Source organism: Brevundimonas sp. (genome assembly GCF_036677305.1).
Taxonomy (GTDB): domain Bacteria; phylum Pseudomonadota; class Alphaproteobacteria; order Caulobacterales; family Caulobacteraceae; genus Brevundimonas.
Genome location: NZ_JAKFEB010000053.1, coordinates 1 through 15859, shown reverse-complemented (window position 1 = coordinate 15859; position 15859 = coordinate 1). Strand labels below are relative to the sequence as shown.

Genomic DNA, 15859 nt, shown 5'->3' with positions numbered 1-15859 from the left:
GCCCGGGCGTAGGTGCGGGCGACGCGGACGGTGTAGTCCTTCTGGCCCGACTCAAGCTGGCCGGCGGGGAGTTCGACGTTCTGGGCGGTCAGGGCGGCTTCGACATCGGTGACGGTCAGGCCGCGGGCCGCCAGCGCCGAGGCGTCCAGCCAGATGCGCATGGCGTAGCGCTGCTCGCCGTAGATCTGGACCTGGGCCACGCCCGGCACCGTGGCCAGGCGGTCGATCAGATAGCGGTCGGCGTAATCCGTCAGCTCCAGCCGGTTCATGGCGGTGGAGCGCAGGAACAGGATCATGATGGGCTGGCTGTCGGTGTCGGCCTTGGCCACCTCCGGCGGCTGGGCCTGATCCGGCAGGCGGCCGACCACGCGGGAGACACGGTCGCGCACGTCATTGGCGGCGTCGTCGATGTTGCGGTCCAGCGAGAATTCGATCGAGACGTTCGACCGGCCGTCGCGGCTCGACGAACTGATCCGCTCGACGCCCTGGATGCCGGCGATCTGCTGTTCGATCGGCTCGGTGATCCGGCTTTCAATGACCTCGGCCGAGGCGCCGGCGTAGCTGGTGCTGACCGAGACAATGGGCGGGTCCACGTCCGGCAGCTCGCGCACCGGCAGGAAGAAGAAGGCCGCGGCGCCGATCACGCACAGGACGATGGCGGCCACCGCCGCGAAGACGGGGCGGCGGACGGCGAGATCGGACAGCATCATCGGGCGGCGCCCCGGGCCGCAGCGGCGCTGGCCGGACCGCGTCCTCCGCCCTGGCCGGCGACGCTGACCGGCGCGCCCGGCTGGATGCGGTTCAGGCCCGAGCCGACGATGCGGTCGCCCGCGTTCAGGCCGGAAATGATCTCGACGAACCCGCCCTCGACCGAGCCGGTCTCGACCTCGACCCGCTGGGCGGTGGAGCCCTTCTCGCCCCTGGCGATGCGGTAGACGAAGGCCCCGTCGCCTTCATACTGGACCGCCGCTTCCGGGGCGGCCGGGGCGGTGCGCTGGCCCTGCTGGACGGCGACGCGCACGGCCATGCCGGGCCGGATGCGATAGCCGGGGTTGGGGATTTCGGCGCGGGCGGTGACGGCGCGGGTCTGTTCATTGATGCGGGTGTCGATCAGGGCGATGCGGCCGGTGAAGACCTCATTGCCGTAGGCGTCGATCGTCGCCCGGATCGGGGTCCCGGCGCGCAGCACGCCCAGATACCGTTCGGGCACCGGGAAATCGACACGGACGACGTCGATGTCGTCCAGGGTCGTGATGACGCCGCCCGGATTGACCAGGGTGCCTGCCGTGACGGAGCTCAGTCCCAGGACCCCGGCGAACGGGGCCCGGATCATCCGGTCGCCGCGCCGCGCCTGGGCCGCCGACAGCACCGCCCTGGCGCTTTCCAGCTCGGTCTCGTACTGCTCGACCATCGCCGCCGAGGCGAATCCACGCTCGCCCAGGGTGCGGTGGCGCTCGTACATGGTCTGGGCGCGGGCGACCTGGGCGCGGGCCTGGGCGATGCCGGCGTCCTCTTCCCGCGCCTGAAGTTCGACCAGGGGCGCGCCTGCCGCGACCCGCTGGCCGTCGGTGAACAGCACGCGGGTGATCAGTTCGCTGGTGGAGGAGGTGATGTTGACCGAGCGGCGGCCCCGCGCCACGCCCAGGACCCGGATCTCGTCGGTGAAGGAGCGGGCGCCGACCACCGCCTCGGACACTGTCTGACCGCGCCCGCCGCCCGGGCCGCCGCGGCCGCCGGGACCGCCGCCGCCCTTCTCGTCCCCGGCGAACGCCATCTTCAGCACGACGGCCACGACCATCAGGCCCAGCAGGACGGCGGCGGCGGCGAGGAAGAAGTGGCGTTTGATCACGCGGGACGCTCTCTGGCAGGGGGAACGAGCCGACTTAGCGGCTGACGCCGTCGACGCAACTAAAGTCCTTGTAACGGGAGCTGTTCTTGTTTCCGTCGCCGGAAAGCCGCGCCTCTGTGTCGCGGTCAGAACCGCCGCCACAAGGCGATGACGGGGCCGCCGCTTTCGGGCGTCTCGCGTCCGGCGACGGCCTGTCTCCACCCGGCTTGCAGGCTCCAGTCGCCGAAGTCGCGCACCACCGAAGCCTCGACAGACAGCCAGCGGGGGCCGCCGTCGTCGGCCTGACCGCCATAGGCCTGCGCCAGAACCATCCAGTCGTCGCTGAAATGGGCGCCCGCCGTGGCGTCGATGCGGATTTCGTCCGGCAGGCCCTGACGCAGGCGGCGGGCGGCCTGCACCTCGACGAAGCTGCCGGTCGGCGCCCAGCTTCCGCTCCAGCCGTTGAACGAGCGGCCGATCGAGCCGCGCAGCTCCCAGTCGCTGTCGCCCTGTCCGGGCGCCGCATACCCGGCGTTGCGGCCTTCCCCGCCGTCGGCATAGCCGGCGTAGAGGCTGACGGCCGTCCGGTCGTCGCGCCACGCCTGCCAGGTCACGCCGACCTCCAGCGGTCCGCGGCCCTCATAGTCGACGAAGGCGTCCTCGCCGGACTGCCAGTCGCCCTTGAATTGCAGGGTGAAGCGCTCGGTCAGGCCGTATTCTGCGAAGACCCCGAGAGAGGTGTCGCGCCGTTCGGCCGGCAGGTCCGCCAGCGACCCGTCGGGGTCGAAGCCGCGATCGGCGTGCATGTCCTCGTATTTCACGATCACCTGCCCATGCCCCTTGGGCTGGGTCCACGGGCCTGCGTTTGCGGCGCCTGCCGAGGCGAGGGCCGCCAGTCCGATCAGCAGCCCCCCGGCCGATCTCATGGCGTCTGGCTCAAGCGTCGTAGCCCGGAGATTTTCTATCCAGCATCCGCAGGGCGCCCGGCCAGGCCAGACCGGAGATGAAGCCGATCCCCCTGCCCTGTTCCTTCGTCTCGGCCTGGGCGGCGTCGGGGGCGAACAGCACGTGTTCGCGCCCGCCCGAAAGGGCCGCGACCTGCTGGGCGCAGGCGCGCTCGAGGAAGAACATCCCGACCCAGGCCGCCGCGGCCGTCTGACCGACAGCCAGGGTGCCGTGATTGCGCAACAGCATCAGCGGCTTGTCGCCCAGGTCCGCCACCAGCCGTTCGCGCTCGTCATGGTTCAGGGCCAGGCCCTCATAGCCGTGATAGGCGACCTGGTGCTGCAACAGGCATGCGTTCTGGCCGATCGGCAGCAGCCCCTCCTGCTGCGCCGCCACGCCGACCCCGGCCACCGTGTGAAGATGGATGACAAAAAGCGCGTCCTCGCGCGCCGCATGGATCGCCGAGTGGATGGTGAAGCCGGCCGGATTGATGAAGCTGGTGGTCTCCTGGACGATGTTGCCTTCCAGATCGACCTTCACCAGCGAGGAGGCGGTGATCTCCTCGAAATACCAGCCGTAGGGGTTGATGAGGAAATGATGCTCGGGCCCCGGCACGCGGGCCGAGATATGGGTGAAGATCATGTCGTCCCAGCCGTGCAGGGCCACCAGCCGGTAGAGGGCGGCCAGTTCGACGCGGACGTTCCATTCCGCCTCTGACACCCTCGATTTGAGAGATGTTGTCGCGCCGTCAGCCATGATCGTCTCCTGATTGCGGCGCACGCTCGCGCCAGACCGGTCCGGCGTCAAGATTCAGCTTCCGTTAACCGCGTCTTAGCGTCCCGCTTGCTAGTCCGGTCCCCGTCGAACTGCATCGGCTCGCCGGAGACGTCCGTGGTCCTCGTTCAACTGGTCCCTCCCGCCCGGCCCGAAACCAGGGCTCCCAGCCCCGGCGATCTGCTGGCCCTGGCCAGGAACACCAGCCCGGACGCGCGCCAGCGCCTGCTGCTCGGCGTTCTGGCGCTCTGCGACGCCAGCCCTCCCGCAGGCGAGCTCTCGCCGGTCCTCGGCGAAATCTTCCTGACCCTGGCGCGGCAGGCCGAGCGCGAGGTGCGCAAGGTTCTGTCCGAAAAACTGGCTCATGCCGACTGGGCCCCGGCGGCCCTCGTCAATGTGCTGGCGCTGGACGAAATCGAGATCGCCCGCCCCGTTCTGGCTTCCAGCCCGATCCTGCAGGACGACGATCTGCTGCGCGTCATGGTCGAGGCCTCGCTGGAGCACCAGATCGCCATTGCGCGGCGTCCGCAGATCAGCGGCCGCGTCGCCGACGCGGTGATCGACCGCGGCGAGCCCGCGGTCCTGACGGCGCTGGCCACGAACCGGACTGCCGATCTGAGCATCGACGGCGTCCGCCGGCTGGTCGAGCATTCCCGTCGCATCGCCGCCCTGCGCGCGCCGCTGACGCGCCATCCGCGCCTGACGGAAGCCCTTGCCGAGCAGATGTACCAGTGGGTCGGAACGGCCCTGCGCCAGTCGATCACCGCCCGATTCAACGTCGACGACCAGGCCCTGGGCGCCGCCGTCTATGACGCCGTAGAGGGCGTCATCCGCCAGAACCGCCCGGAAGAGCCGCCCCGCGACGACCCCGGTCGCGACGAAATGGAACGGCGGCTGATAGACAAGCTGCAGTCCGCCGGACAGCTGCGTGCGGGTTTCCTGATCCGCGCCGTCCGCGAAAAACGTCTGAGCCTGTTCGCTCACGGCCTCGTCGCCCTGAGCGGCTTCCCGTCGGAGGATGTGCGTCAGGCCCTGAACGCCCCGACGCCTGAAGCCCTGTTCTACGCCTGCGCCGCGGTCGGCATCGACCGCGCGGTGTTCCCGACCCTGCTGACCGAGCTGCGCAAGCTGAACCAGTCGCTCCCGGGCGACAGGGGCGACGCCGTCTGGCTTCGGGGCGCCCTGTCCGCAACCTCGGCCGCCCGCGCCTTCCGCGCGCTGGTCGCCGAGAACCGCCACGAATTACAAGCCGCCGTTTGACTTCGCCGGCCCGCTCGGCTTGCGTGGTCCGGTGAGCGACCTCCCTGTTCCAGACATGCGCGTGGCCTTCGTGGCTTCGGACCGGCCCGAGGCGCAGTCCGCCCGGGAGCGGCTGATCTCCCTTTACGGCTCGGTCGAACCCGATCAGGCCCATGTCATCGTCGCCCTGGGCGGCGACGGCTTCATGCTGGAGACCCTCCACACGGTCATGGAGCGGCGGGTCCCCGTGTTCGGGATGAACCGCGGCTCCGTCGGCTTCCTGATGAACGACTATGAGGAAGAGGGACTGCTGGAACGGCTCGCCGGGGCCGGCCGGGCTGTGATTCACCCCCTTCAGATGGATGCATGGACCGAGGGGGGGCAGGTCCACAGCGGGTTGGCCATCAACGAGGTTTCGCTGCTGCGCCAGACCCGGCAGAGCGCCAAGCTGCGCATCAGCGTCGACGACCGGGTGCGGCTGGAAGAGCTGTCCTGCGACGGCTGCCTTCTGTCCACGGCCGCGGGATCGACCGCCTATAACCTGTCGGCGCACGGGCCGATCATCCCGCTGGATTCCCGGGTCCTGGCCCTGACCCCGATCAGCGCCTTCCGCCCGCGACGTTGGCGCGGCGCCCTGCTGCCGCATCAGGCAAAGGTCTGTTTCGAGGTGCTGGAGGCGGACAAGAGGCCCGTCAGCGCCACCGCCGACAATTTCGAGGTCCGCCGGGTCACCCGGGTCGACGTCCGGGAACGCCGCGACATCGCCCTGACCATGCTGTTCGACGCCGGACGCTCGTTCGAGGAGCGGGTTCTGGCCGAACAATTCGCCTCCTGAGGCCGTGCACGGTTTTTTAGGGACACCGGGCCAGAGTGCCTCCCGTCTGTCTTCAGGAGCTCGCCGTGACCAATCCGGCCCAGGTCATTCGTCCGCCCAACACCCTTCGCATGAAGGTCGGCGGCGCCTTTGGCGGCATCGACGCCGGCGCGATCGCCAAGGCGGAAGCGGCCCTGAAGGCCATGTCTTCCCAGTTCGGCCAGTGGCTGCAGGACGAGATCGTCAAGCTGGACAAGGCCCAGGCCGATATCCGCAGCCTGGGCTATAACGCCCAGACCGCCGAGGCCCTGTATTTCCGCGCCCATGATCTGAAGGGACTGGGCACGACCTATCAATATCCGCTGGTGACCCGCCTCGCCGGCTCGCTGTGCAAGATGCTGGACGATCCGGCCAAGCGCATGGCCGCTCCGGTCATCATCCTCGACGCCCACATCGACGCCATCAAGGCCGTGGTCCGCGACCAGATCCAGACCGACGATCACCCGGTGGGCAAGGTGCTGGCGGAAACCCTGGAAGCCCGCGTCGCCCAGCATCTGGGCTGACCGCCAAGCAATTCGATCGAGGCCGACGCCCGCCCGACCGGCGGGCGTCTTGCTGTCAGGCGGCGGCGCTGAGCCGGGCCCTGGCCGGCAGCGGATCGTGGTCCAGCCGTTCCATCAGATAGGCCATATCCTCGCGGGGCGCGTTCGGGCGCTGGGTCAGGAACCGTTCCAGCATCCGGTGGCGGAATTCATCGCCCGAGGTGTCCACGCCCTCGGCCTGAAGCTGCCGCCAGGTGTCGACCCCGGCGCGATAGGCCTGGAACAGCCGCGGCGGCAGGCCCGCCCGGTCGTACACGGCCTTCAGCCCCAGGGGGCCGGCGTCGTGGATCATCAGCGAGGCGCGCGCCAGGGGCGTTCCGGCCAGTTCCGCCATGCCATGCTCGAACAGCGCCATCTGTCCCCGGGCCAGGGCCCGTAGAAGCAGCGACGCCGTCAGGGCGCGGCGGGCGTTCAGGCTTTCCACGAACTGCGCCAGATCGGTCTGGCTGGAGGCCTGGTCGACCAGATCGATCGTAGCCCGTTCGCGCGCATAGGCGGCCAGGCGGATCGCGGTCTCCGGCGCCACTGCATGACGGGTGACCAGATGTTCGCGCACGGCGTCCGAGGCCAGTTCGAGCAGCCGTTCGGTCACCGTCAGCGGCAGGACCTGACGGTAGGCGATGGCCGCGACGATCTCGGGCGAGGTTCCGAACCGGTCGACGCAGCGCCCCAGCGCGGTCTCCGCCACGTCGGCGTTGTCATTGGCCGCCAGCGCCCGCACGGCCTGTTCGCAGCCGACCTCGGCCACGGCTTCGGCGACATCACGGCCGACGGTCGGACGGCTGGCCACGGCGACCTGACGCACGGCCGAACCCGCACGCACGATCTCGATCAGGTCCTCATCGGTGAAGACAGGCGAGAAATTGATGATCGGCAGGGCCACGCTGTCCACGTCGGCGGCCAGGCGGCGCGCCACGTCGCGAGGGATCAGGTCGGAAGCCTTCAGCGTCACCGCCATGGCCCGGCGCACCAGTTCGGCGGCGTCCTGGGACAGCATGCGCAGAATCTTCTGCGCCGCCGCGCGGTCGTCGTCGCCCAGTTCGGCCCGGTCCATGCTGCGGCACAGTTTGTGGGCCGCCGCTGCGCGCTCGTCCTCGTCCGTCGCCTTGATCAGGCGATGGATGTCGATCTCGGTCAGGCGGGCGCGATAGGCGGTCATGGGCGGATCCAGGATTTGCCGGTCAACATCGGCCCGTCATCCCTAACGGGCGGTTTACCATCACCGGATTCGGGATCAGATGCGCGCTTCCGCCTCGGGTCCGAAGGCGCCGCCGAAGCCCCCGTTCTTGCCGTCCCCGTCCTGCCCCAGCAGCAGGGCCAGCAGGCTCTGGTCCTGTTTCAGCCGATCGAGGCGGGCGGCCAGCATCTGGTCGCGTTCGCTCAGGTCGGGCGCCGTCTGGCCCGGCGCCGAAGCCGCCGCCGGCGCGCCGTCGCCGGCGCTGCGCTGCAGATTGGCGTGGACCTCGGCCACGGTCGCCGGGCGGCCGTCGCGGTAGAAGATGGAGCGGTTGGCCGATGCCGCCTCCGGGAAGATCGCCGCCGCGGAACTGCCGGGCCGGCGGTCCATGGCGTCCATCAGCTGGGCGGCGCCCGCCGGTCCGAGGAAGTGCGCGGCGTACAGATCCCCCGCCCCCGGCTCGCGCCCCGACCGGCCGCGCAGGTAGGCGGCGTTGGAGGCCGTCAGTTCGGCGGCCATCGTCGACGCAGCCTGTGGATCGAAACGAAGGTCCAGCACAATATTCCGGGCCGAGCCCTCGACCCGCCAGCGGCCGTCCCCGCCGCGATAGATCAGGTCGGCGTACTGGCCGTAACCATGCTTGGCGCCATGGGCTTTCACCGTGCCCAGCCAGGTCTGTTCGATGAACTGGAACAGGCCTGCGGCCGACGAGGTCCGGGCCCTGGCGGACGGATTCATCGCGCTTTCGCGGCGCGCCGTCCGGACCAGGAAGTCTGCATCCACGCCCGTGGCGTTCGAGGCGCGCCGGATGGCCGCCTCGACTCCGCCAGAGGATGGAATCGCTCCGATGTTCATGGGATCAGGCTCGGTGACCGTGGTTAATCAAATCCTAACAGCGAGATTAACGTCCACAGTCCCTTAACCTGTGCCGTCACGGCGCGGTCCGTGGCGTTTCCAAGGCCAGGCTCGTCCAAAACTTGCCGCAAGCCCGGCGCTCAACTTCCCCGTGGGACGCTGTGGGGACGGCGAGAGACAGGGAGTGACGGCCATGATGATGACGACCGCTGGCGGACCCGGACTGGTGCATCCGCTCGATTTCAACGAACGGAAGCGACCCCGGTTTTCCCGCGCGACCTGGATCGCCACGGGGATCGTGGTGGCGGCCCATGCGGGGCTGGGGATCGCTCTCTACTATCAGCGGTTCGAGATGCCGCTGGCGGTCGCCCCGCCCGGGAACCGCCCCATCGAGGTGACCTTCCGCCCGCCGCCGCCCAAGCCGGTCGAGGCCAAAACGCCGCCGGCGCCGAACCCCAACGTCAACGATACGCCGGTTCCCCGGACTCCGACCGAGACGCTGCCGACCGAATCCACCAACGAGCCGGTGGGCGAGACGACGGTCTTGACCACCGACAAGCCGGTGGAGGTCGTCGAACCGAACAGCACCGCCACCGAGCCCGTCGTCGCGCCTGCGCCGGTCATCCGTAATCCCAGCTGGTCACGCCAGCCTTCGGCCGACCAGATGATGGACGCCTATCCCAGGCGTGCGATCCAGGCCGGGATTCCGGGGTCGGCGTCGCTGAACTGTCTGGTCCTGCCCACCGGGTTCGTGACGGACTGCAATGTCACGCGCGAGACCCCCGGCGGCTATGGCTTCGGCCGGGCGGCGCAGGGCCTGTCGCGTCACTTCCGGATCAATCCGCGCATGGTCGACGGCGCGGCGGAGGGATCGCGGGTCAGCATCAACCTGCGCTTCACCCTGCCGGAAGACTGATCAGGCGAACCTGAGCGGGTCGAGGGCGGCGGCGTCCGGCACGGGCGCCCTGCCCTCGATGCCGTCGGCGACGACCTCCGCTACCAGCGGTCCCAGAAGCCAGCCGTTGCGGAACGGGGCCAGGGCCAGATGCAGTCCGGCTTCTCCGGCGAAACCGGCCAGCGGCAGGCCGTCCGGCGACGCCCCGCGGATCCCGACGCGAGGCGGTCCGGCCTCGCCTTCGGCGCCCAGCAGAGCGAGGCCTGCGGTCGCGCGCCGCGCGGCTTCTTCCAGATCCGGTTCGATGTCACGACGCCCCCGCTCCATGGTGGCGCCGATGACCACGCCGCTGCCGGCGGGGACGATGTAGAGGCCGGGCGTTCGCAGGGTCCGCGGCGGCGGCGGAACGGAAACCGGCGTCAACTGGCCCCGAAACGGTTCGACGGACGCGACCGCAGCGGCGGCCGCCGGCGGCAGGCCGGGAAGCGGGGCGGCGACGCCCGTGGCGAGCACGATCGTGGACGCGAACCATGTCCGCCCGTCCTCGGCTTCGACCCGCCAGCGGCGCGCATCTTCCGACAGACGCGCCACGGCGGAGCGGATGACCGTTACGCCCGGAGCGCGGGCGAGCGCCTTGAGGGCGCCCCCGACGTCGACGCGCCAGTCGTCGGGCGAGGTCAGGCCTGCCGGCGTCCGACTGGCGGAAAAGCCCATGGCTGAAAGCCGGGCGATGGCGGCGGGAATATCAGGGCCGAGCCAGTCGACGCCGTCGCGGGTGAGGGCCAGGCCGAAGGCCTCGGCGAAGGCCGGCCACCGGTCCCGGGCGCGCTTCAGCAGGGCCGCGCGCTCCGGCGTGGAATCGTCCGAGAGGCATTCCAGCGCCGGAGCGATCATGCCGGCTGCGGCCGAGCTGGCGTTCGGACCGCCGGGGTCGATGACGGTGACGGCATGGCCGCGCGCGCCCAGTTCGGCTGCGGTACAGAGCCCGAGCACGCCGGCGCCGATGACGATCACGTCTGGAGAGGAAGCCACGGACGATCTGATCGACCGCCCGGGCTCTCTTTGCAAGGCCCGCCGAGGCGGGCGCGCTATTCGGCCGCGATGGCGGCGGCGCGGTTCGCGTCGATGCGGGCGGTCAGCGCTTCATGCTGGGCCCACAGACGGGTGGGCAGACGGTCGCCGAACTGGGCGTAGAACTCGGGGATCAGCGAGGCTTCCTCGGCCCAGACCTCGGCGTCGACGTCCAGCAGGGTGGACAGATCGGCGTCCGACAGGGTCAGGCCCGACAGGTCCAGCGCCTCACGGGTCGGAACGCGCCCGACGGGCGTGTCGACGGCCTCGGCCTCGCCGTCCAGACGCTCCGAAATCCACTTCAGGACGCGGGCGTTGTCGCCGAAGCCCGGCCACACGAATTTGCCGTCGTCGTTCTTGCGGAACCAGTTGACGAAGTAGAGGCGCGGCAGCTTCGCCGCGTCCGTACGCCCGCCCATCGACAGCCAGTGGGCGAAATAGTCGCCCATGTTGTAGCCGCAGAAGGGCAGCATCGCGAACGGGTCGCGGCGCAGGGTCCCGATGGCGTTCTCGGCGGCCGCTGTGCCTTCCGAGGCGACCGTCGAGCCCATGAAGACGCCGTGCTCCCAGTCGAAGGCCTCGGTCACCAGCGGCACGGCGCTGGCGCGGCGGCCGCCGAACAGGATGGCGTCGATCGGCACGCCGCGGGGGTCTTCCCATTCCGGCGCGATGGTCGGGCACTGCGAGGCCGGGGCGGCGAAACGGGCGTTCGGGTGGGCGGCGGGCTCGCCGGAGGCCGGGTCGTGGGCGACGCCCTTCCAGGTCGTCAGGCCTTCCGGCGCGTCCTTCGACAGGCCTTCCCACCAGACGTCGCCGTCGGCGGTCAGGGCGGTGTTGGTGAAGACGGTGTTGGTGGCCAGGGTGGCCAGGGCGTTGCCGTTGGTGTTGCGGCTGGTGCCGGGCGCGACGCCGAAGAAGCCGGCTTCCGGGTTCACGGCGTACAGGCGGCCGTCGTCGCCGAAGCGCATCCAGGCGATGTCGTCGCCAATCGTCTCGGCCTTCCAGCCCGGGATGGTCGGCTGGAGCATGGCCAGGTTGGTCTTGCCGCAGGCCGAGGGGAAGGCGGCGGCGACGTATTTGGCGCGGCCCTTCGGATCGGTCAGCTTGAGGATCAGCATGTGCTCGGCCAGCCAGCCCTCGTCGCGGGCCATGACCGAGGCGATGCGCAGGGCGTAGCATTTCTTGCCCAGCAGGGCGTTGCCGCCGTAGCCCGAACCGTAGGACCAGATCTCGCGGGTCTCGGGATAGTGGACGATCCACTTGTCGTCGTTGCAGGGCCAGGGCACGTCGGTCTGACCCTCGCCCAGCGGCGCGCCGAGCGTGTGGACGGCGGGCACGAAGACGCCCTCGTCGCCCAGCACGTCCAGCGCCGGCTGACCCATGCGGGTCATGATGCCCATGGAGACGGCGACATAGCCGCTGTCGGTGATCTCGACGCCCAGGGCGCTGATCTTCGAACCCAGCGGGCCCATGGAGAAGGGCACCACGTACATGGTGCGGCCGGCCATGCAGCCGTCGAACAGGCCGTTCAGCCGGTCGCGCATCTCGACCGGATCGGCCCAGTTGTTGGTCGGGCCGGCGTCGATCTGCTCAGCCGAGCAGATGAAGGTGCGGCTTTCGACGCGGGCCACGTCCTTGGGATCCGAGGCGGCGTAGTAGCAGCCGGGGCGTTTGGCCTGATCCAGTTCCTTCAGCGTGCCCTTGCCGATCAGGTCGGCGACGATGGCCGTCTTCTCGGCTTCCGAGCCGTCGCACCAGTGGACGCGGGCGGGCCTGGTCAGGGCGGCGATCTGCTCGACCCAGGCGATCAGGCCGGCATGTTTCGTGGGGGCCGGAAGCAGGCCGGGAACGGTACTGGTCACGCGCATTCTCCTGAACGTCGCCCGGCGATCTGACGCCGCCGTGGCTCCTCCGCTGCGTACTCATCACGCAATGTTTCAGCCGGAATGACACCGAAGCGGACGCGGCGTCAACCGATGCACGTTTCAACCTCTCGCGAGCGGGGAGCTCAGCAGCCGGTGCATATTTCCGTTCCCTGCGGGGGTCGGGGCGGGGTATCGGAACCGCCATGCAGACCATGGATCCGATCGACGCGACTCCCTCGGGCGGACTGAGGTCGCCGGCCGTGGCGCGCAATACGGGGCCGATTCTGGAGGTGCTGCGGGCCCATCTGCCGACGCGCGGCGCGGTGCTTGAGATCGCCGCGGGATCGGGCGAGCACGCGGCCGCCTTCGCCGGCGCCCTGCCCGGACTGTCGTGGACGCCCAGCGATCCCTCGCCCGAGGCGCGATCCAGCATCACGGCCTGGGCGCTGGCCGCAGACCTGCCGAACCTGCAAGCGCCGCTGGAACTGGACATGCTGGACCCCGCGACCTGGCCGGAGGGGCCCGTGCAGGCGGTGGTCTGCATCAACATGATCCACATCAGCCCCTGGGCGGCGACAGAGGGGCTGATGGCGCTGGCGGGGCGAGTGCTGGTCCCGGGAGGCCTGCTGGCGCTGTACGGACCCTACCTGGAGGCGGAGGTCCCGCTGGCCCCCTCCAACGCGGCCTTCGACGAGAGCCTCAGGAGCCGGGACCCCGCCTGGGGCCTGCGCGACCGGGACGCGGTCGCGGCTGCGGCCAAGGCGGAGGGGCTGGCGCTGACCCTGCGGGTCGCCATGCCGGCCAACAATCTGATGCTGCTGTTCAGACGCGTATAGCCGGGGCTTGCGTCCGCCTCGCCGAGGTGGGACGGCAAGCGGAACAGACGGAGGTCCGATCATGAAACCGCTCATCCTCGCTCTTGTGCTCCTGGCCGCGCCGGTCGCCGTCCATGCACAGACGGCTCCCGCGCCGGCGGCGCCCGCCGCTCCGGCTCCGCCCTACGGCGCGCCGATCCGGCTGGAGGCGGCGCAGGCGCTGATCGAGCGCGCGGAGGCGGCGGCCGAGGCCCGCGGTTTCCGCATGGCCTTCGCCGTGGTCGAGCCGTCGGGCAGTCTGGTCGCCTTCGGACGGATGGACGACGTCCAGTATGGCTCCATCGGCGTGTCCCAGGCCAAGGCCCGCTCGGCGGCGCTGTTCCGGGGAACGACCGCGGCGGCCGAGGCCCGCGTGCTGGGCGGGCGGACGGTCAGCCTGGCCGTCGACGACCTGATGCCGCTGGCCGGCGGCGTGCCCATCATCGTGGACGGTCGGATCGTCGGGGCGCTGGGCGTATCGGGCGCCAGCTCGGCCGAGGATGACGAGATCGCCCGCGCCGCCCTGGGCCAGTAGGCTTGGCCTTCTCCCGCACCTATGACGGCGACGAGCCGGTCCGGATCAACAAATGGCTGGGCCAGTCCGGCGTCTGCTCGCGTCGCGAGGCCGACGCCCTGATCGCCGACGGCCTCGTCTCGGTCGACGGCGAGGTGGTGACCGACGCCGGCCGCAAGCTGGAGCCCGGCCAGACCCTGACGCTGAACGAGCGGGCTACGGCGGCCCTGGCGGAGGGCGTGACCATCGTCATGCACAAGCCGCTGGGCTTCGTCTCGGGCCAGCCCGAGCCGGACAAGATTCCGGCCGTTCGCCTGATCACCGAGGCCAACCGCGTCGGCGAGGGCGCGGTCCCGGCCGAGGACGCCTCCCTGCCCCCGATCGGACGGCTGGACGAGGATTCCCGCGGCCTGCTGCTGCTGTCGTCGGACGGGGTGGTGGCCAAGGCGGTGATCGGGCCCCAGTCCGATCTGGACAAGGAGTATCTGGTCAGGGTCGCCGGCGACATCACCGAGAAGAAGCTGAAGATCCTGCGCCACGGCCTGATGCTGGACGGGCGACAGCTCAAGCCCGCCTATGTCAGCCGGATGGAGTCCTTCCGGCTGAAATTCATCCTGCGCGAAGGCCGCAACCGCCAGATCCGGCGGATGTGCGAGATGGTCGATCTGGAGGTCGTCGACCTGATCCGGGTACGGATCGGACCGCTGAAGCTGGACAATCTGCCCGAGGGCCGATGGCGGATGCTGACGGCGGAAGAGCGGGCGGCGCTGGTCGGCTGAGTCAGGCGTCAGCGGGGACGTACGTCAGCCGCATCGCGTCCTCGCCGATCAGCGCGTTGGCGACGAGGCGGAGCGGCGGGAGGGGCCCGGCGAAGAAGGGTTTGCCGCCGCCCAGCACGACCGGGCGGAAATAGAGCCGGTATTCGTCGATGAGACCCGCCTTGCCCAGGCTCTGCGCCAGCGCCGGGCCGCTGACGTCGATCTCGCCCTCGAGGTCCTTCTTCAATCCGCGCACCACGCCCTCGATGTCCTCCTTGATGAGGGTGGCGTTGGGGCCGACGGAGGTCAGCGAGCGGGACGCGACCCATTTGGGCTGGTTGCGCCAGGCCGCGGCGAAGGCGTGCAGGTCCGGGCTCCAGTCGGGCTGGTCCTCGTCCCAGTAGCGCATGAGCTCGTAGACGCGGCGGCCGTAGACGCTGCCCGTCAGGCCGCGCACCTGCTCGATCCAGTGCCGGAACAGCTCGGGGCCGGGCTCGAACCGGTCGTGGTCGACATAGCCGTCCAGCGACACGTTCATTCCGAAGACGATCCGCGCCATGCTCAGGTCCCCCGGCCCGCCGTCAGTTCCGGGTTCTTCGCCTCCGCCGCCCGGAACGGTTTCAGCTGGTCGGCCAGAGCGCGCTGGAAGGCCGGGCGGGCCTCGGCCCGGGCGACGTAGTCGGCCAGGGCGGGATAGTCGGCGAGGATGTCCGTATGGCGCAGGTCGCGCAGCACATGGGTCATCAGGATGTCGGCGGCGCTGAACCGGTCGCAGGCGAACCAGCGGCGTTCGCCGAGGGCGGTCTGCAGGTCGCCCAGACGCTTGCGCAGCATGGTCTCGACCTCGGGCCGCCGCGCCTTCGCCCAGGCCTTGTCGGGGTTGAACAGGTCGATCGTGGCCAGTTCGGCGACATAGGGTTCGACGCTGTTCATGGCGGCGAACAGCCAGGTCATGACCATGGCGCGTCCGGCCTCGTCCGCCGGCATCAGCTGGTCGGAATTCTGCGCGATGTAGAGGACGATGGCGCCGCTCTCGAACATCTCGACCTTGCCGTCGCTGAAGGCCGGGACCTGGCCGAACGGCTGGCGGGCGCGATAGGCGGGGGTCGACTGGTCCTCGAAGCCGATCAGGTCGTCGTCATAGCCGAGACCGGCCTCCTCCAGCGCCCAGCGGACGCGGATGTCGCGAACGGACCCTTGGGCGAACGGCGGCACCCATCTGAAGGCGGTGACCTGGATCATGGCGGGCTCCTTCGTTTGACAGTTACGTTGATATCAACCTAATTGAAGCCATGTCAAACGCGTCCCCTTTCGCCGACACCCTGCACATCCGGGATCACTGCCTGTGCCTGCACGCCCAGCGGGCGGCGCGGACGCTGGCCCGGCGGTTCGACGAGGCGTTCCGGGAGCTGGGCGTCACCAGCGGCCAGTTCTCGCTGCTGAACGGCCTGAACCGGCCCGAGCCGCCGACGATCGGCGCGGTGGCGGCGCTGCTGGCCATGGACCGGTCGACGGTGACGGCCAATCTGAAGCCGCTGGAACGGATGGGGGCGGTCGTGCTGAAGGTCGATCCGAAGGACCGGCGCAGCCGCCGCCCGGCCCTGACCGACGCGGGCCGCGCCCTGCTGGCCGCGGCGACGCCGATCTGGATCCGCGAGCACGGCGCCA

At 70.2% G+C, this 15859-nt stretch carries 18 protein-coding genes; 8 read left to right on the top strand and 10 right to left on the bottom strand.

Going from position 1 to position 15859, the window contains the following annotated elements; translation table 11 throughout:
- From V6M42_RS03315 to V6M42_RS03300, 4 genes are all read right to left on the bottom strand, one after another.
- The coding region (locus tag V6M42_RS03315) for an efflux RND transporter permease subunit (RefSeq protein ID WP_332677142.1) at positions 1-707 on the bottom strand (707 nt) is incomplete at its 3' end.
- Positions 707-1849 carry an efflux RND transporter periplasmic adaptor subunit gene (locus V6M42_RS03310; protein WP_332677140.1) on the bottom strand — a complete coding sequence of 381 codons (1143 nt, stop codon included), beginning with the start codon at positions 1847-1849 and terminating at the stop codon, positions 707-709. The genes V6M42_RS03315 and V6M42_RS03310, both read right to left, overlap by 1 nt.
- Positions 1850-1974: 125 nt before the next feature.
- A complete protein-coding gene (locus tag V6M42_RS03305; RefSeq protein ID WP_332677138.1) occupies positions 1975-2754 on the bottom strand; it encodes a hypothetical protein in 780 nt (259 codons plus the stop codon).
- A gap of 10 nt (positions 2755-2764) precedes the next feature.
- Positions 2765-3529: a class II aldolase/adducin family protein gene (locus V6M42_RS03300; protein ID WP_332660334.1), complete on the bottom strand. Its 765-nt coding sequence runs from the start codon at positions 3527-3529 to the stop codon at positions 2765-2767.
- Between the two features lie 135 nt (positions 3530-3664).
- Between V6M42_RS03300 and V6M42_RS03295 the strand changes: the two genes are divergently transcribed.
- The 3 genes from V6M42_RS03295 (at position 3665) to V6M42_RS03285 (ending at position 6163) form a co-directional block, all read left to right on the top strand.
- Positions 3665-4807, top strand: a complete 1143-nt coding sequence (locus V6M42_RS03295; protein WP_332677137.1) for a DUF2336 domain-containing protein — start codon at positions 3665-3667, stop codon at positions 4805-4807.
- 55 nt (positions 4808-4862) lie between these two features.
- Positions 4863-5621 carry an NAD kinase gene (locus V6M42_RS03290; protein ID WP_332660331.1) on the top strand — a complete coding sequence of 253 codons (759 nt, stop codon included), beginning with the start codon at positions 4863-4865 and terminating at the stop codon, positions 5619-5621.
- A gap of 65 nt (positions 5622-5686) precedes the next feature.
- The gene (locus tag V6M42_RS03285; RefSeq protein WP_332660330.1) at positions 5687-6163 is read left to right on the top strand and encodes an Hpt domain-containing protein; all 477 of its coding nucleotides are present in this window, start codon (positions 5687-5689) and stop codon (positions 6161-6163) included.
- Positions 6164-6218: 55 nt separating this feature from the next.
- Here V6M42_RS03285 and V6M42_RS03280 read toward each other — a convergent pair whose 3' ends face one another.
- Positions 6219-7361, bottom strand: a complete 1143-nt coding sequence (locus V6M42_RS03280; protein ID WP_332660328.1) for a DUF2336 domain-containing protein — start codon at positions 7359-7361, stop codon at positions 6219-6221.
- A 75-nt stretch (positions 7362-7436) separates the two neighbouring features.
- Complete coding sequence (locus V6M42_RS03275) at positions 7437-8234, bottom strand: transglycosylase SLT domain-containing protein (RefSeq protein ID WP_332660327.1); 798 nt, start codon at positions 8232-8234, stop codon at positions 7437-7439.
- A gap of 193 nt (positions 8235-8427) precedes the next feature.
- On the opposite strand from V6M42_RS03275, the gene V6M42_RS03270 reads away from it, so the two are divergent.
- Positions 8428-9150, top strand: coding sequence for a TonB family protein (locus V6M42_RS03270; protein ID WP_332677135.1), 723 nt, complete (start codon positions 8428-8430; stop codon positions 9148-9150).
- On the opposite strand, the gene V6M42_RS03265 is transcribed toward V6M42_RS03270, so the two are convergent.
- Together V6M42_RS03265 and V6M42_RS03260 are read right to left on the bottom strand one after the other, a co-directional pair.
- The gene (locus V6M42_RS03265; protein ID WP_332677133.1) at positions 9151-10161 is read right to left on the bottom strand and encodes an NAD(P)/FAD-dependent oxidoreductase; all 1011 of its coding nucleotides are present in this window, start codon (positions 10159-10161) and stop codon (positions 9151-9153) included.
- A 56-nt stretch (positions 10162-10217) separates the two neighbouring features.
- Positions 10218-12068 (bottom strand): phosphoenolpyruvate carboxykinase (GTP), encoded by a 1851-nt coding sequence (locus V6M42_RS03260; protein ID WP_332677131.1) that lies wholly within the window; start codon positions 12066-12068, stop codon positions 10218-10220.
- A 200-nt stretch (positions 12069-12268) separates the two neighbouring features.
- Here V6M42_RS03260 and V6M42_RS03255 point away from each other — a divergent pair, with 200 nt between their 5' ends.
- From V6M42_RS03255 to V6M42_RS03245, 3 genes are all read left to right on the top strand, one after another.
- Positions 12269-12901 carry a DUF938 domain-containing protein gene (locus tag V6M42_RS03255; protein ID WP_332677129.1) on the top strand — a complete coding sequence of 211 codons (633 nt, stop codon included), beginning with the start codon at positions 12269-12271 and terminating at the stop codon, positions 12899-12901.
- A gap of 61 nt (positions 12902-12962) precedes the next feature.
- A complete protein-coding gene (locus tag V6M42_RS03250; RefSeq protein ID WP_332677127.1) occupies positions 12963-13454 on the top strand; it encodes a GlcG/HbpS family heme-binding protein in 492 nt (163 codons plus the stop codon).
- Between the two features lie 2 nt (positions 13455-13456).
- Entirely contained in the window at positions 13457-14212 is a 756-nt protein-coding gene (locus tag V6M42_RS03245; protein ID WP_332677126.1) for a pseudouridine synthase, read from the top strand.
- A gap of 1 nt (position 14213) precedes the next feature.
- On the opposite strand, the gene V6M42_RS03240 is transcribed toward V6M42_RS03245, so the two are convergent.
- Positions 14214-14750: a dihydrofolate reductase family protein gene (locus V6M42_RS03240; protein WP_332677124.1), complete on the bottom strand. Its 537-nt coding sequence runs from the start codon at positions 14748-14750 to the stop codon at positions 14214-14216.
- A gap of 2 nt (positions 14751-14752) precedes the next feature.
- Positions 14753-15433, bottom strand: coding sequence for a glutathione S-transferase family protein (locus V6M42_RS03235; RefSeq protein ID WP_332677122.1), 681 nt, complete (start codon positions 15431-15433; stop codon positions 14753-14755).
- A gap of 50 nt (positions 15434-15483) precedes the next feature.
- Between V6M42_RS03235 and V6M42_RS03230 the strand changes: the two genes are divergently transcribed.
- On the top strand, positions 15484-15859 hold a 376-nt coding region (locus V6M42_RS03230), incomplete at its 3' end, for a MarR family winged helix-turn-helix transcriptional regulator (protein WP_332677120.1).